Below are 21,450 nucleotides of genomic sequence, written 5' to 3'. Positions count from 1 at the left end.
ACCCGCCGGACGGGCCCGGCAGGCTGCGCTGTCAGCCTGCCGGGCCTCGTCGTGTTTCGGACGGTTTTCCGACGTCGCGGACCTCTTGACACCCACTCCCGGCGACAGGCACATTGAGTTGCGCAACCTGAAGCATGTTGCGCAGACAGCAACTGGATTGCTTTGAGTCGGAGGTGCGGCGATGGCGGGACCCCGAGTGGTCATCATCGGAGCGGGCGTCGTGGGAGCGGCGCTCGCCGACGAGATCTCCGCGCGAGGCTGGACCGAAGTAACCGTGGTCGACCAGGGCCCGCTCCCCGCCACCGGGGGATCGTCGTCGCACGCCCCGGGCCTGGTCTTCCAGACGAACTCCTCCAAGACCATGACCGAGTTGGCCCGCTACACCGTCGAGAAGTTCTGCTCTCTCGACGTCGACGGCCGGCCCTGCTTCCTGCAGGTCGGCGGCCTCGAGGTGGCGACCACCCCCGAGCGCCTCGCCGAACTCCACCGCCGCCACGGATGGATCGCCGCCTGGGGCATCGAGGCCCGGCTGCTGAGCACCCGGGAGTGCGTCGAGCAGCACCCGCTCGTGAACCCGGACAAGGTCCTCGGCGGCCTCCTGGTGCCGACGGACGGTCTCGCCAAGGCCGTCCTCGCCGTCGAGGCACAGATCCGCCGGGCCACCGAGCGCGGCGTACGCTTCCTCGCCCGCCATGAAGTCCTCGACGTACAGCAGAGTGAGGGCCGGGTGACCGGCGTCCTCACCGACCAGGGGGAGATCCGCGCCGACATCGTCGTGTGCTGCGCCGGCATCTGGGGCCCGAAGATCGCCCGCATGGTCGGCATGAACCTTCCGCTCACCCCTCTCGGCCACCAACTGGCCTGGACCGGACCGGTACCGGCGCTGGCGGGCCAGACCGAGGAGGCGGTGCGTCCGATCCTGCGCCACCAGGACGCCGATCTCTACTACCGCGAGCGCTTCGACACCCTGGGCATCGGCTACTACGGTCACCGCCCGATGCCGCTCTCCGCGGACGACATCCTGTCCGTCGACGAGGCCGACGGGATGCCGTCGGTCCTGAAGTTCACCGAGGACGACTTCGAGGACGCCTGGACCGAGACCCAGTCACTGCTGCCGGCGACGAAGGAAGCCAAGGTCGAGGAGGGCATCAACGGCCTGTTCTCCTTCACCACCGACGGCCTGCCTCTCCTCGGCGAATCTCCGGACGTCAAGGGCTTCTGGGTTGCGGAGGCCGTCTGGGTCACCCACTCCGCCGGCGTGGGTCGGGCCGTAGCCGAATGGCTGGTCGACGGCTACTGCTCCTCCTTCGACCTGCACGAGTGCGACATCAACCGCTTCGAGCCGCACCAGCTCGCCCCGGACTACGTCCTGGCCCGCGACTGCCAGAACTTCGTCGAGGTCTACGACATCCTGCACCCGCTCCAGCCGTCAGGGGACCCGCGTCCGATCCGCACGAGTCCCTTCCACGCCCGCCAGCAGGAGCTGGGCGCCTTCTTCCTGGAGGCGAACGGCTGGGAGCGCCCCCAGTGGTACGAGGCCAACGCGGGCCTGGTCGAGGGCCGTTCCATCCCGACCCCGAACGATTGGGCCGCGCGTTACTGGTCACCCATCGTCGGAGCCGAGGCACAGGCCACCCGCGAGACCGTCGCGATGTACGACATGACGGCCCTCAAGCGCCTCGAGGTCGCCGGCCCCGGTGCCGCCGCCTTCCTGGAGCGGCTGTCCACCGGCAAGGTCGACAAGTCCGTCGGCTCCGTCACGTACACCCTTCTGCTGGACGAGGACGGTGGCATCCGCAGTGACGTCACTGTCGCCCGGCTGGCCCGCGACCTCTTCCAGGTCGGCGCCAACGGCAACCTGGACCTCGACTGGTTCACCCGCCACCTCCCGGCCGACGGATCGGTTCACGTACGTGACATCACCCCCGGCACCTGCTGCATCGGGCTGTGGGGCCCGCTGGCCCGCAAGGTCCTCCAGCCCCTCACCGACGCGGACTTCTCGAACGACGGCCTGAAGTACTTCCGCGCCAAGCGCGCCCACATCGGCTCCGTCCCCGTCACCGCGATGCGTCTGTCGTACGTCGGCGAGCTCGGCTGGGAGCTGTACACCACCGCCGACCTCGGCCAGAAGCTGTGGGACACCCTGTGGCAGGCGGCCGAGCCACTGGGCGGCCTCATCGCCGGCCGGGGCGCCTTCTCCAGCCTCCGGCTGGAGAAGGGCTACCGCTCCTTCGGCACCGACATGACTTACGAGCACGACCCCTACGAGGCCGGCGTCGGCTTCGCGGTCAAACTCGACAAGGGCGACTTCATCGGCAAGGCAGCCCTGGAACGCCGTAAGGCCGACGTACGGCGCAAGCTGACCTGCCTCACCATCGACGACCCGCAGGCCGTCGTCATGGGCAAGGAGCCGGTGTACGACGGTGATCGCGCCGTCGGCTATGTCACCAGCGCTGCCTACGGCTACACGATCGGCAAGGGCATCGCCTACGCCTGGCTCCCGGCGGAACTCGCCACCCCCGGCACCGCCGTGCACATCGGCTACTTCGACCAGCGCGTCGAGGCGGTCGTCGCCGAGGAGCCCCTCTTCGACCCGACCATGTCCCGCCTCCGTGGCTAGCTCACAGCTTCGGCTTCGAGGGAAGGAGCACCGCCGGTGACCGCGCAATTGCTCGACGGCAAAGCGATCGCCGCCGCTATCCGCCGTGAACTCGCGGAACGTGTCGCCAAGCCGACGGCCACGGTCGGCCGCCCGCCCTGGCTCGGCACGGTCCTGGTCGGAGATGATCCCGGCAGCCGCGCCTACGTCGGCGGCAAACACCGCGACTGCGCGCAGATCGGCGTCTCCTCCATGCGCCGTGAACTGCCCGCCGACGCCACGCAGGAGCAGGTCGAGGATGTGATCGACGAGCTCAACGCCGACCCGGCCTGCACCGGATACATCGTCCAACTCCCGTTGCCGCGCCACCTGGACGCGAACGCCGTACTGGAACGCATGGACCCGGCCAAGGACGCCGACGGCCTGCACCCCGTCAGCCTCGGTCGGCTCGCCCTGGGGGTCGAGGCCCCGCTGCCGTGCACCCCCCGTGGCATCGTCGAACTGCTCCGCCGCCATGACGTACCGCTCGCGGGAGCGCGGGTGTGCGTGATCGGACGGGGCGTCACGGTCGGACGGCCCATCGGGCTGCTGCTCACCCGCAAGTCGGAGAACGCCACCGTGACCCTGTGCCACACCGGCACCAAGGGCCTGGCCTGGCACGTACGCGAGGCGGACATCGTCATCGCGGCCGCCGGCTCGCCCGGGCTGATCACCAAGGACATGCTGCGCCCCGGCGCGGCGGTCCTGGATGTCGGCATCACCCGCACCGACCACGGGCTGGTCGGCGATGTGCACCCGAACTCCGCCGACGTCGCCGGGTGGCTCGCGCCGATGCCCGGGGGCGTAGGACCCATGACGCGGGCGATGCTGCTCGCCAATGTCGTCGAGGCCGCCGAGAGGAACGCGAACGCCGTATGAACGCGCTGAACACCCCCCTGGCGGAGCTGGACCCCGAGGCCCACGCCGCCCTCCGCGCCGAGCTGCACCGCCAGCAGTCGGCGGTGTTTCCCGGCATGCAGCGCGGACTCCTGGAACACGTCATCGCCGCGAAGGCGGTGTCGTTCAAGATCGCTGCGTCACCCGAGTTCGCCGAGCGCCAGGCCCGTACGCTCGCCGGCTCCCGGATCCTCGCCGAACGGCTCACCCGCCCCGACGTGGCGGCCAACGGGGTGAAGGCCCTCACCGGCGGTACGGACGTGCACCTGGTCCTGGTGGACCTGCGGGACTCCGAACTGGACGGCAGGCAGGCCGAGGACCTGCGCCACGAGATCGGCATCACCGTCAACCGCAACGCCGTGCCCTTCGCCCCGCGCCCACCCGTGGTCACCTCGGGACTGCGCATCGGCACACCGGCGTTGACCACCCGCAGCTTCACCGAAGAGGACTTCGCCGAGGTCGCCGATGTGATCGCCCCGGCCCTCCAGCCCGAGCCCGACATCGCCGCCCTGCGCGCCCGCACGGAGGAGGCGGCAGCCAAGCATCCGCTCTACCAACACCGTTCAGAAACGCCGCTTTCAGAAGCGCACCTTTCAGAATACGGAGACGTCCGATGAGCCCCCGCACCCCGGGCGCCGAGCTCCCCGAGCACCCCGACTGGCTGTGGCGCACACCCGAGCCCAAGAAGTCGTACGACGTGGTGATCGTGGGAGGCGGCGGACACGGCCTTGCCACTGCCCACTATCTGGCGAAGAACCACGGCATCACCAACGTCGCCGTGCTGGAGAAGGGCTGGCTGGCGGGCGGCAACATGGCCCGCAACACCACCATCATCCGTTCCAACTACCTGTGGGACGAGAGCGCCGGCATATACGAGCACGCGCTCAAGCTGTGGGAGGGACTGGAGGACGAGCTCGACTACCCGATCCTCTTCTCCCAGCGCGGCGTGCTGAACCTCGCCCACAGCCTGCAGGACGTCCGTGACAGCGTGCGCCGCGTCGAGGCGAACCGGCTCAACGGCGTGGACGCCGAATGGCTCGACGAGCAGCAGGTCAAGGACGTCTGCCCCATCGTGAACATCTCGCCCGACGTGCGCTATCCGGTGATGGGCGGCACCTACCAGCCGCGCGCCGGCATCGCCAAGCACGACCACGTCGCCTGGGGCCTGGCCCGCTCCGCCGACGCCGCCGGGATCGACATCATCCAGAACTGCGAGGTCACCGGCCTCGACATCGTCGGCGGCCGGGCGGTCGGCGTACAGACCTCCCTCGGTCCGATCGCCGCGGGCAAGGTCGCGCTCTGCTCGGCTGGCCACACTTCGGTCCTCGCCGCCATGGCGGGCATCGAACTGCCCCTGCAGAGCCACCCGTTGCAAGCGCTCGTCTCCGAACTCCTGGAGCCGGTGCACCCGACGGTCGTCATGTCCAACGCGGTCCATGTGTACGTCAGCCAGGCGCACAAGGGCGAGCTGGTGATGGGCGCGGGCATCGACTCGTACAACTCCTACACCCAGCGAGGCGCCTTCCACATCATCGAAGAGCAGATGTCCGCCGCCCTCGAACTCTTCCCGGTCTTCGCCCGCGCCCATGTGCTGCGTACCTGGGGCGGCATCGTCGACGTCAGCCCCGACGCCTCGCCGATCATCGGCCTCACTCCGGTGGACAACCTTTACTTGAACTGCGGTTGGGGGACCGGCGGCTTCAAAGCCACCCCAGGTGTCGGCTGGGTCTACGCCCACACCATCGCCCACGACACCCCCCACCACCTCAACGCCCCCTTCTCGCTCGACCGTTTCACCACCGGCGCGCTCGTCGACGAGCACGGCGCGGCCGCGGTGGCCCACTAGGGAGCCCAACCATGCTGCTGATCCCCTGCCCCTGGTGCGGGCCCCGTGACGAAGCCGAGTTCCACTACGGCGGCCAGGCCCATGTGCCGTATCCGGAGCAATCCGCAGACCTGACCGACGAGGAGTGGGCCCGGTATCTGTTCTTCCGCGACAACCCGAAGGGTCCCTTCGCCGAGCGCTGGAGCCATGCGGCGGGCTGCCGACGGTGGTTCAACGCGGTGCGGGACACGTCGACGAACGAGGTTCTCTCCGTGTACCGGTCGGGGGAGGAGTGCCCGGCGGTCAGTGAGCGTCCGGTGCCTTCTCCGCCACGGCCGGCACCATCAGCCCGTCCGGGGTTTGGGGACGAGGCCCCTTCAGGGCCGAACGGGGGTCCGGGGGCGGAGTCCCCAGCGGCGGTACCGGCAACCGGCTTCCGCCTCCTGACCGGCGGCCGCATCAACCGCGACCGCCCCTTGACTTTCACCTTCGACGGCACCGAATACCAGGGTTACGAAGGCGACACCCTCGCCTCCGCCCTCCTGGCCAACGGCGTCATCCAGGCCGGCACGAGTATCAAGCTCGGCCGCCCGCGTGGCATCTTCTCGGCCGGAGTCGAGGAGCCCAACGCCGTCATCCAGATCGAGGCCCCGTTCCCCGAGCCGATGCTGCCCGCGACGACCGTGGAGCTGTACGACGGCCTGGTGGCGAGCAGCCTGCCCGGCCAGGGACGCCTCGCCACCGAGCCGGACCCGGCCCGCTACGACGCCGTCCACGCCCACTGCGACCTGCTTGTCGTAGGCGCCGGCCCGGCCGGTCTCGCCGCCGCGACGGCCGCCGCCCGCAGCGGAGCGCGCGTCATCCTCGCCGACGACCGGCCCGAGTTGGGCGGCAGCCTGCTGGACACAGCTCAACTCCACAACTGGGTACAGGAGTCGGGTCAGCAGCTCGACACGGCACCCGAGGTGCGCGTACTCCGCCGTACCACGGTCTTCGGCCACTACGACGACAACCACCTCCTCGCCGTCGAGCGCCGCACGAACCACCTCGGCGCACTCGCCCCCGAGCACCTCTCCCGAGAGCGCGTCTGGCGCATCCGAGCACGTCGCGTCGTACTCGCGACCGGCGCCCACGAGCGCTCACTGGCCTTCGCGGACAACGACCGCCCCGGAGTGATGCTCGCGGCCGCGGCCCGCGCCTACATCAACCGATACGGCGTCCTGCCCGGCCGCCGCGCCGTCGTCTTCACCACCAACGACAGCGCCTACGCCGCCGCGCTGGATCTCGCGGCGACGGGCGTGGAGGTCGCTGTGATCGTCGACACCCGACCCGATCCGGGGGAGTGGGCGCGCCGAGCCCGCGAGGCCGGTATCGAGGTGCTGACCGGACACGCCGTCGTCGCCACCGAAGGCGCCCCGCGGCTCACTGCCGTGACGGCCGCCCCGTACGGCGAGTCCGCAGGGACGCGGGAGTTCGCCGTCGACCTGCTGCTGGTCTCCGGCGGCTGGAACCCCGTCGCCCACCTGTTCAGTCAGGCTGGCGGCAAGCTGCGCTACGACGACACCCTCGGCTCCTTCGTTCCCGACACCTGCCGCCAGGCCGTCGAGGTCGCCGGCAGCGCGAACGGCGTCCTCGACCTGGCCGGGGTCCTCGCGCAGGGCGCGGCCGCCGGTGCCCGAGCGATCGAGGCCGAGGGCTACACGTGCGAGGCGCCCCGCCTCCCCGAGGTGACCGTCGAACCGCACTCGCCCGCCATGCTGGTCTTCCTCGTGCCGGGAGCCGCCGGTGCACCCCGTTTCGTAGACCTCCAGCGCGACGTCACCGCCGACGACCTGATCCGCGCGACCGGCGCCGGCCTGCGCTCGGTCGAGCACACCAAGCGCTACACCACGGCCGGCACCGCCAACGACCAGGGCAAGACCTCCGGGGTCCTGGCGAGCGGCGTCGTCGCCGAACTGCTCGGTGTGGACGTCTCGGCCCTCGGCACGACGACGTTCCGCCCGCCCTACACGCCGGTCTCCTTCGCCACGCTCGCGGGCCGCGACCGCGGCTCACTGCACGACCCGATCCGTACGACCGCTCTGCACGACTGGCACATCGTGCACGGCGCCCTGTTCGAGAACGTCGGCCAGTGGAAGCGGCCCTGGTACTACCCACAGGACGGCGAGGACATGGAGACGGCCGTGCTGCGCGAGAGCGCCGCGGCCCGGGAGGGCGTCGCCTTCATGGACGCCTCCACCCTCGGCAAGATCGACGTACAGGGCCCGGACGCCGCCGTCTTCCTCGACCGGCTCTACACCAACGTGATGAGCAACCTGAAGGTCGGCATGATCCGCTACGGCGTCATGTGCCACCTGGACGGCATGATCTTCGACGACGGCACCGTCATCCGCCTCGCACCGGACCGCTTCCTGATCACCACCACGACGGGCAACGCGGCCGCCGTACTGGACTGGATGGAGGAATGGCTGCAGACCGAATGGCCCGAGCTGCGCGTCCACTGCACCTCCGTCACGGAACAGTGGGCCACTGCCGCCCTGGTTGGCCCCCGCTCCCGCGAGGTGCTGGGGACGCTCGCGCCGGCACTGGCGGTGGACAACGACAGCTTCCCGTTCATGGCGTGGCGGGACACGACCGTCGCGGGCGTCGAGGCCCGGGTGTGCCGGATCAGCTTCTCCGGCGAACTGGCCTATGAGATCAATGTGTCACCGTGGGAGGCGCTCGCCCTGTGGGAGGCGCTGTACGAGGCCGGTGCCCCGTTCGGCATCACCCCGTACGGCACCGAGACCATGCACGTCCTGCGCGCGGAGAAGGGCTACCCGATCATCGGCCAGGACACCGACGGCACCGTCACTCCGCACGACCTCGGCATGAGCTGGGCGGTGTCGAAGAAGAAGCCCGACTTCATCGGCAAGCGCTCCTACGCCCGCGCCGACGCCGTACGCCCCGACCGCAAGCACCTGGTCGGCCTGCTCCCGGAGGACCCGGGTGCCTTCCTCCCCGAAGGAACGCAGCTGGTCGCCGACAGCGTGCTGCCCGCCCCGCCCGTGCCGATGCTCGGCCACGTCACCTCCAGTTACCGCAGCGCGGCGCTCGGCCGGACCTTCGCCCTCGCCCTGGTGAAGGGCGGCCGGGACCGAATCGGCGAGCGGCTCTACGCCCCCGTGGGCGACCACCTGGTTCCGGTGACCGTCGCAAGCCCTGTCCTCTACGACCCCGAGGGAGCCCGCCGCGATGGCTGACATCGCCCTTACCATCCCGCGCCGCAGTCCCCTGTTGCATGCCACCGACCGCCTGGCCGCCGCGACGCGCACCTCCGGGGGCGCGGTCCGGCTGGCCGAACTCCCCTTCCTGGCCCAGGTCAACGTACGGCTCGACGCCAAGGGAGCGGCAGCGGACGCCGTCGGTCTCGCGCTGGGCCTCCACCTGCCCCTCGAACCCAACACCGTCGTACGCGCCGGCGAGCTGACCGCGGTGTGGCTCGGCCCCGACGAATGGCTGGTGGTGGGGCCGACCGGCAGTCAGCGGGACTTGGAGAGCCGGATCAGGGCCGCGAGCGGCGACGATCCCGTGGCCGTCACCGACGTCTCCGCCCAGCGCACCACCCTCCTCGTCACGGGTCCACGCGCTCGTGACCTGCTGGCACATGGCTGTCCCCTGGACCTGCACCCGCGTGTCTTCGCAGCCGGATGCTGCGCCCAGACCACCCTGGCCCGCACGCAGATCGTGCTGGTCGCCAGGGACGAACCAAAGGCCGGATTCTGGGTACTGGTCCGCTCGTCGTTTGCCGGCTACCTGACGGACTGGCTGCTGGATGCGGCGGCGGAACACATCTGAACGAGCTCAACAGGGCGTGATGTCCAAAGAGGGTGGGAGGCGTCCGCCCCCGACAGGCCGATGCTGTCAGAGGGCGTTTGATGTACAGGCGGAGGCGCTGACCGGGCGGATCACCCCGCCCAACGAGGCGTTCCGGCCGCATGGCCCGTCGACACCTCGGCCGCGGCGATCACCGCCGTCGCGCTGGTCAAGCTGTCGCGTGCGTGGGCGCCCCGGGCCGCGGTGTGTTCGTACCGGGCCGTGGCGATCCTGAGCCGCCTGGCCGAAGCCCACCTCGGACCGGGCTCAGGGCGTCCGGCGGGGAATCCGTGACCTGCTGGAGCATCCGGGCGGCGACTTTGGCCAGCCCCACTTCGGTACGGGCGTCCTGTCCGGCCGCGATGAGGGTGACCGCCTCGTGGAGCAGGGGGCGGGTGGTGCGCAGTGCGAGCGGAGCCTGATGATCGGGGGCGGCGATCAGTAGCACCGCCACGAGCCGGTGGCGCACCCCGCGACGCTGTCCCGGATCCGGCAGCAGCCGCTCCACCAGCGGCAGTCCCGCCACGCCGCCCAGGACCGGCAGACTTGATCAGGCAGACGGTGGTAGACCTGTGGCACATCGAAGCTCCGGTGCATCAAGGCGACTTGGGAGGGTCAACCCGCCCAACCGGTCGTTGCGTTCGCGACGGGCCGGCCCGGGCCTCTTGCGCCGCTGCGACCTGCGGACCCACGCACTCGCGGGGACTTTGAAACGCCCCTAGTTCGCGGACTGGTGCAGGCTCTGCAATCAGGACCTGGGGTGACGCCATGGCCCTTTGGTTGCCCCCCAGATTCTCCCCAGAGTTGATTGCGAGCAGCACTGCGTCCGGGCTCGATCTTGACGTACGCCTCGGAATTGAAAGGAGGAGCGCGAGTTGGCCTGGGATTAGGGTGGTGGAAGTGGCTGCACTTTGCCCGTCTCGCGCCCCTATGTGAGGGTGATCTGCCCTCCCGGAATCATCGCCCCGGATGATCTCGGTACGTGCAGTCGGCAGGCCCCGTGGTCAGCCCCGCGACCTGCGGTTCTGCACCGCTCTAGGGTGCTGACCCGCGAGCGCGCTTCTTTCAGGGGCTTCCACGGGCTTCCCTGCCTATGCCGCTCAAACTCCCCGGGGACTCCCCGGGCGGGGGCAGAACTCCCCAGCGCACCCCAGGAGCAAGGCCGGCGCGGGCTGGGGCCGGGGACTTCTCCGATGGCTCGCCCCGGTCCGCGGCAGAGGTGACGTCGGCATGTCACCGTCCGGGGAAGCGTCTCGGCATCGCCTCGGGTTCGGAGCTCGGCTCCGGGCCCCCGCTCCTGTCTTGCTCGCCATCACCCGGACTTCCTCTGCTACCCGAGACTCGCAGGGGGCCGAACGGCCCTTCCCGGGACTGAATGGACCCGCTTGATCGGCCCGGTGCACGACGGCGCGCAGCACGGAAGCAGTCCGCACCATCGTCGTCCCGCCGAGGCGAACCGCGATGACCCCGGCGGTACACCCCCGGCCCACTCTGCTGCTGGACCGTGCGGTCCTGACGCACGTGACCCGACGGCGGGGCGGAGGGGACGGCATGCGTCCCCCTCACCCGGTGTGGGTCAGATCCGCATAGAACCGACCGGTCCACGGCGCGCCTTGCAGGGAGGCAGGGATCGACCCCCGACACTCCGCCGGCGAGCCGTGCAGGAACGGAGGTCACGTGCCGGCCGCCAGGCCCGGGCACGATTCGGGGGAGTGCGACGACCACAGGCCCCACGAGAGGTCGCGCGGGACGATGTGCCATGAGCAGTCCTCACGGAAGTCACGCAAGGCGACGGCGCCACACGGCTGGTACGGGCAGCGGCAGTTGGAAACCCGTTCGCCTTCGTCGTCGCGGCGGAGGTGCCGGTCCTGATCGTCGAGGCAGCGACCGCGCCGCTCGTGCCAGGTCCGCAGGGCTGCTTCGGACGCATCGGCTCGTGACCATCTGCCGGACAGCACCGGGGTGCCCAGGCTCGGACCGGTCAGCCATTGCCGGACGGCGGCGGCGACGGCGGTGGGGTCGGCGAACAGCTCGGACAGAGGCAAGGGGTTGTGGTCGTAGGCAATCGGCAGCAGGGCGCTGTCCTCGTCCATCAGCCACCAGCCCTGGTGGTGCTCCCAACCGAGCCAGACCCAGTCCGGCTCGGACCACCGCTCGCCGTGGAACTCGCCGTCCTCGAACCGGAATCCGCCGTCGGCGTCATCGTAACTCGTGATGTGGAGGTCTGAGGCCCGGTGGGTGAGCTCAGTGGTCCAGGTGCTGCGCACTCGCAGGCCCTCGGCGGCCAGCGCAGCGTGGACGGCGGCAATGTAGTCCGCGTGCGGCAGGTCGGACATCGGCCGTTCCCTCCCCAATTTCCGGCCGGCTCGACTGCGTGAGCGCTCGGCGGCAGCCGAGCGCCGCGGACCGGCCTGGTGGTCGCCCGGCTTCCCCGGGTGTCTGAGCGACCGTAATCCTTCCGAGGGATCCCTGCCTCGGGAGGTGTCTTTATGTGTTTGGTCAAGGTGGTGGGTCCGTGCCAGGCGGGAGGTCGCCTGGCACTGTCACGAGTGACGAAGAGCCTGTTCAGGAGTCGGCTGATGAGGGCTTGCGTCCGTGTGGCTACTGGGGTCACCCGGTCCTGATCGACTCGGTCGACGAGTACGGCTGTCCTGCGCGTGGCGAGCGTGACGAGGATCAGCCTGAGGCCGGCGGCCGGGGTTGGTGGAAGGTTCCCTCGCGGAGCCTCGCGAAGAGGAAGAAGTCCCGTTGACCTGTTTGTTTCCGCGGCGGGATGGTTGTTCGCCACGGATCGGGAGCCTGGACCGCGGGTCGCCGGGGCGGGATCCGGAACGGATCATCCGTCCGGTGCGTCGGTTGCGCAGCAGACCGCGACGGTGGTCGGCGGCATCGTCCGGGAATACGGTCGCCTGAGCGCCGACGGGCGTGTTCCCGACTGCTGTGCCGCTTGCCCCGGCCTGGCTGTGCGGGCACTCGCGCGATGAGGATCTGTGGCGTCTGTCATGATCAACCGAGTGACCATCCACTACGGCTACTACGCCGCAACCGACGACGCCCACGCTGCCGAAGCAGTCGAACACGACACCCTGGAGGAGATGGGCTCGGGGTACGACCAATTGGTGCTGACGGGTATTGACCCGGAGGTCCACATGCCGGCGCTCGACACCCTGATATCGGGGAGGTCCGTCGAGGCCGTCGAGGCCGACCCGCCGTACGGCCGGTTCATCAACTCAAGCGACGACGGTGGAACGGTATGCCACTCGTTCACCGAAGCGTTCCGTGACGCGCTCGCGGGCCTTGCCCCCGAGAAGGTGCGGGCCGTGGCCGCCGACTGGGCCGTGTCGGAGGTCTTCCGGGGAAGGGACACCGATGCCGACGTGCTTGCCCAGGTCCTGACCGAGCTGGCCGGCATCGCCCGCGATGCGGCCGACCGTGGAGACCGCCTCTACTACTGGATCGGCACATAGCGAGGGCAGGCACCGCTACGACGTCACCCGAGCCGGCCACGCACGGAAGGCACCACCAGTTCCTCGATCTTCGGCAGATAGCGACCGGGGTGATCGTCGCGGGCATCGCACAGTCCAGGCCGATCGTGTTGTCCGGACGCGTGAGGGTCTGCAGGGCCATCTGGGGGCAACCGTGCCGGGTCCGGGGGTGGCGAGCGGAACCACGCTCGTCCTGGAGATGGTGCTGACACTGGGGCTGGCGCCCGTGATTCTGGGAACGGCCTCCGGGGCCCGCAACATCGGGCACAACGAGGCCATCGCCGTGGGCGGTTACGTCGCGCTCGCGGCGCTGTGGGCCGGCCCGGCGAGGGCGCGCCGACGGCACCTGGTGGGCGCGAACTCCCTCTGATTTTCCCCGGTTACTCCCCGGTGTAAATTGACGAGGTCACAGTGGTGCGAGTACACGAGCGGGCGGGCCTTGGATTATTCGGCCCAGCCCTGGGATGGCCTGGGAAAATGCTGACCGAAGTCATTGCGGCCCGCTATGTCACACCCTTGCGCGAGGGTGGCTCGCTACCCGGCATTGTCGAGGGCGACGACATGGGCACCTACGTCATGCGGTCCACGAGGCCGGTTTCGTAGCGCACCGCCGGTACGGCGTCCACGGGAGCGGTCACGACCTCGCGCAGCCGCTCGGGGCCCAGTGGGCCGAGGGCGTGGACGCGCCGGCCGATGACGGCCCCGAGCCGGGGATGCGCCAGCGCCATCTCCAGGAAGTCGGCCCGCAGGGTCGTGAGCACCCGGACCGGCTGCGGCAGGGCGTCGTCGAACAGGACGTCGGCCAGTTCGTCGACGTCTTCCGGGGCGAGGGCGAGGAGTTCCTCGAACTGGTCGACCACGACGAGCAGTCGACGGCTGCTGGACAGGTCGAGCACCCGGGCCACGACGTCCGCGAGGCCGCCCCGGCGCAGCACTTCGGTCAGCTCGGAGATCCGGGCGAGGCGCCCCGTCTCGGACAGTCCGGGCTCCAGCAGCGGCAGCAGCGCGGCGGCGAGGACGGCCAGGGGACTGCTGCCGTGGGTCGGGCGTACGACGACCGCTTCCGCCCCCGAGCGGCGCAGCCGGGGGAGGACCCCGGCCAGGGCCAGGGAGGACTTGCCGGATCCGGAGGCGCCCACGATGGCCACCCGTTGCTCGCCGGCCAGCGCGAGGTCCAGCTCGTCGCTTTCGGCCCGCCGGCCGTAGAAGTGCGGGGCGTCGGCCTCACGGAACGCTGTGAGGCTGCGGAACGGGGACGGCGGGATGGCCAGTGGGCGCAGCTCGGGCCAGGCCCGCAGGATGCCGGCCGTCGGGATCAGGTAGCTGACCGGGGGTCGGCCGGACTCGGCGACGGCGATCATGCCGACCACGCCGACGCGGTCCTCGTCCCAGACCGGCGTGCCGCTGAAGCCCCGGGAGACCGGATAGCCTCCGTCGGCCAGGTCCGCCTGGATCCATCCGTAGGCCTGTGAATCCCGCAGGACTCCGGAGTGCCAGACTCCGCCCGGCCGGCCGGCGGGGAAGCCGAAGGCTCGTACCGGATGCCCCCACACCCCCTCGGCCTCGATCAGCCGCACGGGGTGGGCGCCGGGCAGTGCGGCGTCCAGCCGGAGGAGGGCCATGTCCCCACCGCCCGGCTCGCGCGGCGGCAGCCAGCGTTCGACGCTCGCGCCCACCCCGACGGCGTCCGGGGCGAAGGCGGACACCAGGGGAAGGTCGACGCGGATCCGGGAGGCGGGCGAGGGCTCCTGGTCCTGCGGCGTGCCGAGCGCCGCCGACACCACGTGGGCGCACGTCAGGGCGAGCTCGGGGGAGATCAGGAAGCCCAGGCCGACCGGGTCCCCGCGCAGGTCGCGGATCCGCAGCACCGCCGCGTTCAGGGCTTTGGGGCCGACGCCCTCCGAAGCCTGCGGTCCGGTCACGGCGCCGGCTCCGCCGGGACGGAGCCGGCAGCTGGGGCCGCGGCCGGGCCGGTCGCCGGGCCGGACTCGGGGCCCGCGGCCGGGCCGTCGGACGGGGTACGGGTCCAGGTGAGCGATATCTTGAAGTTGGCCTCGGCCGCCGTACTCGAGATCACGACGTCGGCCTCGGCGGAGATCGACAGCCCGAACTCCAGGTTGAGTTCGTCGGGCGCCTGCGCCATGCCGCGGAAGCCGTCGACGAAGCTCTGCGCGACCGGTCGGATCCCGGTCACCATTTCCCCGAGCGACCGTGAGGCGCGCGCCATCACCTGCCCCGGTCGGGCCACTCGGACCAGGCCGTCTTCGCCGGTCTCCACGACCTCGACCCGGACCACGTCCTGCGGCCCGCCCGTCCCACCGATCGGTAACTCCACGTGATACATCGTGTCTCCCCCTCCTCCAGGACGCCGCCCAGTGTGGACCCCCTGGGCGCACAATGGAAAGTCTTTCTAGAAAAGAATCTAGTAATGGCGCTTTGGGTCGAACCCGACGAGGATCGACGGGATCCGCCGCCGCTATGAGACCGAGGACGCCTGCCCGATGCCGAAGCAACAACGCGGCGAAGCCACCGTCGAACAGGTCCTGGACGCGGCACTCCGCCTCTACGCCACGTCCGGGGAGGCCGGTCTCACCCTCGGAGCCATCACCAGCGCCAGCGGGGTCAGTTCCGGAAGCATCTACCACCACTTCGGCAGCCTGGACGGGGTGGTCGCCGCACTCGCGCTGGGAGCCCTGGAGCGGCTCCTGAAGGAACTGGGGGCAGCGCTGCTCCACGCGGCCGACGCCCGCTCCGGCATCCGAGCCGTCGTCCTGGCCTACCTGGACTTCGTACAGGTCCATCCCGACGCGGCCCGCCTGATCCACTCCGTCACCGCGGACCGCCTGGGCATGGCCCACGCGCGCGAGATCCGCGATACCCAAGAGGCCCGACTGACACCGATCGGACTCTGGATCCACGCGCACCAGGAATCGGGCGAACTCGCCGAACTCCCCGCCCCCTTGATCGAGTCCCTCGCCATGGGCCCGGTCGTCGCCGTCGTCCGGCGCTGGCTCACCGTGGGAGACGTCGATCTGGAGGAGGCCGCGCGCGAACTGCCCGACCACATCTGGCGGTCGGTCAGCAACTGACCCGGTCGACGTGGCCGGCGCAGTGGGGCGGGGCAGTGGGGCGGGGCAGTGGGGCGGGGCAGGTGAAGGCGACCGGGCCGTGGTCACGCGCGGGCACCTGGCCCTCGGCCGGGCGGCGGCACCACGCCGAGGCCGCCCGTCATCTCGGGCATGTTCCGCACACCACAACTAGAGTGACGGGACATGAGCCCCTGACCGGGATTCCCACGGGTCCTGGTGGACCCTCTGGAACCCTTGGAAGGTGTCTGTGTCGGAAGCGGTGGAGTACGACGTGGTGGTCCTCGGCGGGGGACCGGCCGGTGAGAACATCGTCGACCGGACCCGTGCCGCCGGGCTGAGTACGGCGCTCGTCGAGAGCGAACTGGTGGGCGGCGAGTGCTCGTACTGGGCCTGCGTCCCGAGCAAGGCGCTGCTGCGCCCGGCGCTGGCCCGGGCCGACGCCCGCCGGGTGCCGGGCCTGGCCGGTGCCGTCCAGGGGCCCCTGGACACGGCGGCGGTGCTCGCGCACCGCAACTACTGGACCGGAGACTGGAAGGACCAGGGCCAGATCGACTGGATCGACTCGATCGGCGCCCATGTGTACCGGGGCCACGGCCGGCTCTACGGGGTCCGCAAGGTCGCCGTCACCAGCCCCGAGGGCGAGCACCACATCCTGTCGGCCCGGCACGCGGTCGTCGTCGCCACCGGTACCCGGGCCGTGGTCCCGGACCTCCCGGGGATCGCCGGGGCCCGCCCCTGGACCAGTCGTGAGGCGACCTCCGCACAGGAGGCCCCCGGCCGGCTGCTGATCGTGGGCGGCTCGGTGGTGGCCGTCGAGATGGCCACCGCCTGGCAGGCCCTCGGCTCGCAGGTCACCGTCCTCGCGCGCGGCGACGGGCTGCTGCCGCGGATGGAGCCCTTCGCGGGGGAACTGGTCGCCGACGCGCTGCGCGAGGCCGGAGCGGTGGTCCGTACGGGGGTGTCCGTCGAGGCGGTGGTGCGGGACGGCTCGACCGGACCCGTCAGCGTGGTCCTGGAAGGCGGCGAGACGCTGGAGGGCGACGAGTTGCTGATGGCGACGGGCCGCGCGCCGCGGACCGACGACATCGGGCTGGACACCGTCGGCCTGCCCGCCGGTCGGTGGATCGACGTGGACGACACCTGCCGGGTGCCCGGACACGACTGGCTGTACGCCGTCGGAGACGTCAACCACCGTGTGCTCCTCACCCACCAGGGCAAGTACCAGGCGCGGATCACGGGCGCCGTGATCGCCGCCCGCGCGGCCGGTACCCCACTGGACACCGCGCCCTGGGGTGCGCACACGCCGACCGCCGACACCCGCGCCATCCCGCAGGCGGTCTTCACCGATCCGGAGGCCGCCGCCGTGGGCCTGACCCTGGCCGAGGCCGAACGGGCCGGGCACCGGGTGCGCGCGGTCGACTACGACATGTCCAAGGTCTCCGGTGCAGGTCTGTACGCCGACGGCTACAAGGGCCGGGCCCGCATGGTCGTCGACCTCGACCGCGAGGTCCTCCTCGGGGTGACCTTCGTCGGCCCCGGCGCCGCGGAGTTGATCCACGCGGCCACCATCGCGGTCGCGGGGGAGGTCCCGATCCAGCGCCTGTGGCATGCGGTCCCGTCGTTCCCGACCATCAGCGAGGTCTGGCTGCGACTGCTGGAGACCTACCGGGGGTGAGGGCCGGCCCGAGGGGGCCTCCTGGACACGCCCGAGGGGGCCTCCTGGACACGGCCCGAGGGGGCTTTTTGGACACGGCCCGGCTGCGCCCTACGGCGTGGCCGGGCCGTTCTGCGCCTGTCCCTCGTTCCTGCCCCGACCCTTCAGACCTCCGGATCGGCGCTCGTCGGAACGAAGTTGACTGGCCGTCATGGCGAGGGAGATGGCGTGAAGTAGCCGTACAACCTTGATCGAAATTAGGTTAGCCTTACCTCAGTCTTCGTGACCTCCCGTGCCTGAAAGGTGTTCCAGTGATGCGTGCTGCCTCCCTGCCCCGTACCGCCGCCCGCGCGGCCGTCGCCACCGCCGCCGCCGTTGCGCTCGCCGTCGGCGCGGCCGGCTCCGCTTCGGCCGCCACCTCGACGCGTACGGTCACCGACGGCGCGACCACCTACAACCTCAGCCTCACCGCGCCCTCCACAGCCGCCGCGGCCGGCCAGAACGTCACGGTCACCGGCAGCGGTTACAACACCGCCAAGGGCATATACGTGAGCCTCTGCGCCGTCAGCGGAGCACCGGGCGCGAGCAAGCCCACCCCCTGCCTGGGCGGTTCGGACCAGTCGGGCACCACCGGAGCCTCGCACTGGGTCAACAACGTCTTCGGCGGCACCCTGGCCAACACCTCCAAGTTCGGTCCGGGCGGTACCTTCAGCGTCACCATCCACGTCAAGGCCGACCTCGGCGGCGGCCAGATCTGCGGAGAGACGGTCGAATGCGCCATCGTCACGCGCGCCGACCACTTCAACTCCTCGAACCGCAAGTACGACGTCCACGTCCCGGTGGCCTTCAACTAATCCCGTTCCGGGACCGATCGCCCGACCCGTCGACGAGGAAGCCATGACACCCCGACACCCCCTCACCCCCGGTCGTGCGGGCGCCGCATCCGCCGCGCTCGCGCTCGTACTGGCCTCGGCCGCCACCGGAAGTCCCGTATCGGCAGCCGGGAGTGAGGGGGCCGACGTACCGCAGGGCACCGTCGCGTACCGGTCGGTGGCGCGGTTCACCACGGCGGGCAAACCCCGTGACCTCATGCTGCACCCGGACTCGAAGAAGCTGTACGTCGGTTCGGACGACCTGCCCGATACCGCCGACGTCAACGAGAGCGGGCTGCACGTCCTGGACCCCGTCGACGGCAAGGTGCGCAGCACCGTCGGCCAGGCTCCCGGGCCCACCGGCACGCTCGGCCGGCGGGCGGTGCGGCAGCTGCTCGCACCGCTGCCCGGCGACGGAGCGGTCTTCTCCTACCCGCTGCGCGGCATCGGTACCGCGAAGGACGGCGACGCTGCCGCGGCGGGCGCGTGGGTGCCGGGTGCGGCCGTCACCCACGCCACCGCCGGGCTCACCCCCTCGACGGTGCTGGTCGCGCAGGGCCCCGTACTGTCGGAGGTCGACATCGCGACCGCCGCCGTGAAGCGCTCCGTCACCCTGGAGGGCGGGGACGGGTTCGCGGTCGACGCGGCACGCGGCACGGTGTGGTTCACGGACATCGGCAACCGCCGCATGTACCGGATCGACGCAGCCACCTTCAAGGTCACCGCGACCGTCGAACTCCCGGCCGGCGAGGGGTTCGGCGGGTTCACGGAGGTGGATCCCGAGACCGGCGCGGTGTGGGTCGGGCTGGACTCCTCCGTCGTCGTCCACGACGCGACGGGCAAGCGGCTGGGCACCCTGCGCGGCTCGGGCAGCGACGTGCCCCGCGCGGCGGGCTTCGACACCACCACGCACGAGGCGTTCGTCGTGTGGCAGGACGCGGGAGACACCTCGCAGCCGGGCAGCGACAACGACGGAACGCTCACCGTCCACCGCACCCGGGACCTCCAGGAGGCCGTGAAGCCGGTCGTGCTCCCCGGAGTCCACGTGCAGTTGGGCAGTGCGGCCGTCGCCGTCGAACCCGGTGGTGCGACCGTCTTCGTATCGGACCCGGTCGCAGGCAGCATCATCCGGCTGGAACGGGCCACCTCCCCGCGCGTCATCCGCGGCCCGGCGGACCGGTCGGTCGCGGCCGGGGCCGAGGTCTCGCTCACGGCGGAGGCCGAGGGGACTCCGCGGCCCACGGTCGCCTGGCAGGTCAGCACCGACGCGGGCCGGACCTGGCAGGCCGTGGCGGGCGCCACCGCGCCGACGTACACGTTCACGGCGGCGCTCTCCGACAGCGGCCGCCGCTACCGGGCGGAGTTCAGCAACGACGTCGGTGTGGTCCGTACCGCAGCGGCCACCCTCACCGTCACCATCGCGGACACCACGACGGGAGGCAGCGGCGGCGGCTCCACCACGACCGGGGGCACCGGCGGGACGGGCCCCACCGGCCCGGCCGGTTCGGCCGGGAGTACGGCAGGCGGTTCCGACGGCGGTTCCGGTGGTGCGGGCGGCTCCGACAGCCGGTCTGAAGCTTCCGGCACTTCCGGCACTTCCGGTACCCCGGGGAGCGTCGGCGGCGGTTCGGCCGGTGCCACGGTCGGCGGCGGCGATCACACCGCTCCGCACGGCGGAACGCTCGCCTCCACCGGAGTCGCCGTGGGCTCCCTCGCCGGGAGCGCCGTCGTGCTCACGGCGGCCGGGTGGGTGCTGATGCGCCGCGCGCGGTCGCGCACCACCGGCTGAGGACCGGCCCGACGTTGACCTCGGGCCGGCCTGGTGCCGACCGGGGCCGACCGGGGCCGGCAAATCGCAGTGGGCGGGCGGCGGTTCGGCATGTTGAATGGGTGTCCACTACATCTCTTGACCAGGGACGAAGGAGACACCGCACGTGATCGTGATCGCCCACCTCAGCGACGTCCATCTCGACGGTGACCGGCGCGCGGCCGACCGCACCCGCGCCGTCATGGAGTATCTCGACGCGCTTCCGCACGACTTGGACGCCGTACTCGTCAGCGGGGACATAGCCGACCACGCCGAGGACGCCGAGTACGAGGAAGCCGCGAAGTTGCTGCACTCGCGACACCCCCTGGTGGTCTGCCCCGGCAACCACGACGAGCGGGCCGCCTTCCGTCGCGGCCTGCTGGGGGAGCGGTCCCCCCGGATGTCTCCCGAGGGGGCCCCCGGGGAGTCCTCCGGGAAGTCCTCCGGGGAGTCCCGCTCCACCCAGCCCGTTGACCAGGTGCTGCGCGGTGAGGGCTTCGTCCTCGCCGTGTGCGACTCGTCCGTTCCCGGCGAGCACCACGGCTTCCTGGAGGAGTCCACCCTGGCTTGGCTGGACGGCGTACTGACCGACACCCCGCCGGAGATCCCGGTCCTGGTCGCCTTCCACCACCCGCCGGTGCCGTTGCACACCCCGTACGTGGACGAGATCCGCCAGTTCGGGGAGGAGCGGCTCGCCGCCCTCGTCGAGCGCCACCCGCACCTGACCGCTTTCCTGTGCGGGCACGCGCACACCGCCGCGGCCACCACCTTCGCGGGCCGGCCGGTGCTGGTCGCGCCCGGGGTGGTCTCCACGCTCCGGTTGCCGTGGGAGGCGCCGACCGGGTCCTCCGAGCACGTGCACCTCGACGAGCCGCCGGCCGTCGCCTTCCACGTGCTCGGTGACGACGGCCGGCTGACGACCCACTACCGGGTGGTCGCCGCCCGCCGATAGGTACGTCCGTCACGGGTCCGAGTGAGCCGGCCCGTTTCGACCAGATAGCGCCGCAGCGCCGAGCAGTCCTCGTGCACGGTGCGCAGCGCGTCGTTCACCTCGGGCTCCGTGTACTCCCGGTCCGGCGCGAAGAGGGTCTGCGCGAGGTGGGTGAGCAACTGCTCTCGCCGGGCGGCCCTGCGCGGGATCACGGTGAGGCGCCCGCCGGCGAAGAGGTCGTGTACGTCTCCTCGTGGCGGGCACGGGGCGGCGGTGGACTGCGACGGCCGAGGCTCGGTGTTCTGGGACATGCCGGCGAGCTTGGCCCGTCCGCGCCGCCGGCGGCAACGCATTTTCCGGGTGGGGGGCGGACAGCGGCAACCCGCCCGGCCCCCGA

Annotated in this window: 17 protein-coding genes and 2 pseudogenes; 14 read left to right on the top strand and 5 right to left on the bottom strand. The window is 71.2% G+C overall.

Annotation, left to right across the window (positions count from 1 at the left end):
* The first annotated feature begins 181 nt into the window (after positions 1-181).
* From OG207_RS05955 to OG207_RS05930, 6 genes and pseudogenes are all read left to right on the top strand, one after another.
* On the top strand, positions 182-2,620 hold the full coding sequence (locus OG207_RS05955; RefSeq protein WP_329096563.1) for a GcvT family protein: 2,439 nt from the start codon (positions 182-184) through the stop codon (positions 2,618-2,620).
* A 36-nt stretch (positions 2,621-2,656) separates the two neighbouring features.
* Positions 2,657-3,517: a bifunctional methylenetetrahydrofolate dehydrogenase/methenyltetrahydrofolate cyclohydrolase gene (locus OG207_RS05950; protein ID WP_329096561.1), complete on the top strand. Its 861-nt coding sequence runs from the start codon at positions 2,657-2,659 to the stop codon at positions 3,515-3,517.
* A gap of 74 nt (positions 3,518-3,591) precedes the next feature.
* Positions 3,592-4,152, top strand: a pseudogene (locus tag OG207_RS05945) (serine hydroxymethyltransferase); the annotation flags it as partial.
* The gene (locus OG207_RS05940) at positions 4,149-5,381 is read left to right on the top strand and encodes a sarcosine oxidase subunit beta family protein (protein ID WP_329096559.1); all 1,233 of its coding nucleotides are present in this window, start codon (positions 4,149-4,151) and stop codon (positions 5,379-5,381) included. The pseudogene OG207_RS05945 and the gene OG207_RS05940, both read left to right, overlap by 4 nt.
* 11 nt (positions 5,382-5,392) lie before the next feature.
* Positions 5,393-8,602 (top strand): sarcosine oxidase subunit delta family protein, encoded by a 3,210-nt coding sequence (locus OG207_RS05935; protein ID WP_329096557.1) that lies wholly within the window; start codon positions 5,393-5,395, stop codon positions 8,600-8,602.
* Entirely contained in the window at positions 8,595-9,197 is a 603-nt protein-coding gene (locus OG207_RS05930) for a sarcosine oxidase subunit gamma (RefSeq protein WP_329096555.1), read from the top strand. The genes OG207_RS05935 and OG207_RS05930 overlap by 8 nt, the downstream gene beginning before the upstream one ends.
* Before the next feature lie 187 nt (positions 9,198-9,384).
* Here the strand turns inward: OG207_RS05930 and OG207_RS44015 are convergent, their stop codons facing one another.
* Both OG207_RS44015 and OG207_RS05920 read right to left on the bottom strand, forming a co-directional pair.
* Entirely contained in the window at positions 9,385-9,741 is a 357-nt protein-coding gene (locus OG207_RS44015; protein ID WP_402694467.1) for a hypothetical protein, read from the bottom strand.
* A 1,147-nt stretch (positions 9,742-10,888) separates the two neighbouring features.
* Entirely contained in the window at positions 10,889-11,551 is a 663-nt protein-coding gene (locus tag OG207_RS05920; protein WP_329096553.1) for a hypothetical protein, read from the bottom strand.
* Between the two features lie 678 nt (positions 11,552-12,229).
* Between OG207_RS05920 and OG207_RS05915 the strand changes: the two genes are divergently transcribed.
* From OG207_RS05915 to OG207_RS44010, 3 genes and pseudogenes are all read left to right on the top strand, one after another.
* A complete protein-coding gene (locus tag OG207_RS05915) occupies positions 12,230-12,682 on the top strand; it encodes a hypothetical protein (RefSeq protein WP_329096551.1) in 453 nt (150 codons plus the stop codon).
* A 187-nt stretch (positions 12,683-12,869) separates the two neighbouring features.
* A complete protein-coding gene (locus OG207_RS05910; protein WP_329096550.1) occupies positions 12,870-13,070 on the top strand; it encodes a hypothetical protein in 201 nt (66 codons plus the stop codon).
* A 107-nt stretch (positions 13,071-13,177) separates the two neighbouring features.
* Positions 13,178-13,288 (top strand): annotated as a pseudogene (locus OG207_RS44010) (HipA family kinase); the annotation flags it as partial.
* Here OG207_RS44010 and OG207_RS44005 read toward each other — a convergent pair.
* On the bottom strand, positions 13,270-14,061 hold the full coding sequence (locus OG207_RS44005; RefSeq protein ID WP_443072857.1) for an nSTAND1 domain-containing NTPase: 792 nt from the start codon (positions 14,059-14,061) through the stop codon (positions 13,270-13,272). The pseudogene OG207_RS44010 and the gene OG207_RS44005 overlap by 19 nt on opposite strands.
* 557 nt (positions 14,062-14,618) lie before the next feature.
* Positions 14,619-15,044, bottom strand: a complete 426-nt coding sequence (locus tag OG207_RS05900) for a CU044_2847 family protein (RefSeq protein ID WP_329096547.1) — start codon at positions 15,042-15,044, stop codon at positions 14,619-14,621.
* 157 nt (positions 15,045-15,201) lie between these two features.
* Between OG207_RS05900 and OG207_RS05895 the strand changes: the two genes are divergently transcribed.
* The 5 genes from OG207_RS05895 (at position 15,202) to OG207_RS05875 (ending at position 21,074) form a co-directional block, all read left to right on the top strand.
* The gene (locus OG207_RS05895; protein ID WP_329096545.1) at positions 15,202-15,789 is read left to right on the top strand and encodes a TetR/AcrR family transcriptional regulator; all 588 of its coding nucleotides are present in this window, start codon (positions 15,202-15,204) and stop codon (positions 15,787-15,789) included.
* A 247-nt stretch (positions 15,790-16,036) separates the two neighbouring features.
* Positions 16,037-17,464 (top strand): dihydrolipoyl dehydrogenase family protein, encoded by a 1,428-nt coding sequence (locus tag OG207_RS05890; RefSeq protein WP_402694526.1) that lies wholly within the window; start codon positions 16,037-16,039, stop codon positions 17,462-17,464.
* Between the two features lie 293 nt (positions 17,465-17,757).
* Positions 17,758-18,297: a hypothetical protein gene (locus tag OG207_RS05885; RefSeq protein WP_329096541.1), complete on the top strand. Its 540-nt coding sequence runs from the start codon at positions 17,758-17,760 to the stop codon at positions 18,295-18,297.
* A gap of 43 nt (positions 18,298-18,340) precedes the next feature.
* Complete coding sequence (locus OG207_RS05880; protein WP_329096539.1) at positions 18,341-20,104, top strand: hypothetical protein; 1,764 nt, start codon at positions 18,341-18,343, stop codon at positions 20,102-20,104.
* 145 nt (positions 20,105-20,249) lie between these two features.
* Positions 20,250-21,074 (top strand): metallophosphoesterase, encoded by an 825-nt coding sequence (locus tag OG207_RS05875; RefSeq protein WP_329096537.1) that lies wholly within the window; start codon positions 20,250-20,252, stop codon positions 21,072-21,074.
* On the opposite strand, the gene OG207_RS05870 is transcribed toward OG207_RS05875, so the two are convergent.
* On the bottom strand, positions 21,047-21,364 hold the full coding sequence (locus tag OG207_RS05870) for a DUF2087 domain-containing protein (RefSeq protein ID WP_329096535.1): 318 nt from the start codon (positions 21,362-21,364) through the stop codon (positions 21,047-21,049). The two genes, OG207_RS05875 and OG207_RS05870, sit on opposite strands and share 28 nt — an antisense overlap.
* Positions 21,365-21,450 lie beyond the last annotated feature (86 nt).

Origin of the sequence: Streptomyces sp. NBC_01439 (genome assembly GCF_036227605.1) — a bacterium.
Classification (GTDB): domain Bacteria; phylum Actinomycetota; class Actinomycetes; order Streptomycetales; family Streptomycetaceae; genus Streptomyces.
The sequence above is the reverse complement of the archived record's forward strand: the minus strand, read 5'-3'. Positions and strand labels throughout refer to the sequence as shown.

Excerpts from the sequence above, each read along its gene's own strand:
- OG207_RS05955 (WP_329096563.1), top strand. The coding sequence starts at position 182 with ATGGCGGGACCCCGAGTGGTCATCATCGGAGCGGGCGTCGTGGGAGCG.
- OG207_RS05940 (WP_329096559.1), top strand. The coding sequence starts at position 4,149 with ATGAGCCCCCGCACCCCGGGCGCCGAGCTCCCCGAGCACCCCGACTGG.
- OG207_RS05935 (WP_329096557.1), top strand. The coding sequence starts at position 5,393 with ATGCTGCTGATCCCCTGCCCCTGGTGCGGGCCCCGTGACGAAGCCGAG.
- OG207_RS05930 (WP_329096555.1), top strand. The coding sequence starts at position 8,595 with ATGGCTGACATCGCCCTTACCATCCCGCGCCGCAGTCCCCTGTTGCAT.
- OG207_RS05920 (WP_329096553.1), bottom strand. The coding sequence starts at position 11,551 with ATGTCCGACCTGCCGCACGCGGACTACATTGCCGCCGTCCACGCTGCG.
- OG207_RS44005 (WP_443072857.1), bottom strand. The coding sequence starts at position 14,061 with ATGATCGCCGTCGCCGAGTCCGGCCGACCCCCGGTCAGCTACCTGATC.
- OG207_RS05900 (WP_329096547.1), bottom strand. The coding sequence starts at position 15,044 with ATGTATCACGTGGAGTTACCGATCGGTGGGACGGGCGGGCCGCAGGAC.
- OG207_RS05895 (WP_329096545.1), top strand. The coding sequence starts at position 15,202 with ATGCCGAAGCAACAACGCGGCGAAGCCACCGTCGAACAGGTCCTGGAC.
- OG207_RS05885 (WP_329096541.1), top strand. The coding sequence starts at position 17,758 with ATGCGTGCTGCCTCCCTGCCCCGTACCGCCGCCCGCGCGGCCGTCGCC.
- OG207_RS05880 (WP_329096539.1), top strand. The coding sequence starts at position 18,341 with ATGACACCCCGACACCCCCTCACCCCCGGTCGTGCGGGCGCCGCATCC.
- OG207_RS05870 (WP_329096535.1), bottom strand. The coding sequence starts at position 21,364 with ATGTCCCAGAACACCGAGCCTCGGCCGTCGCAGTCCACCGCCGCCCCG.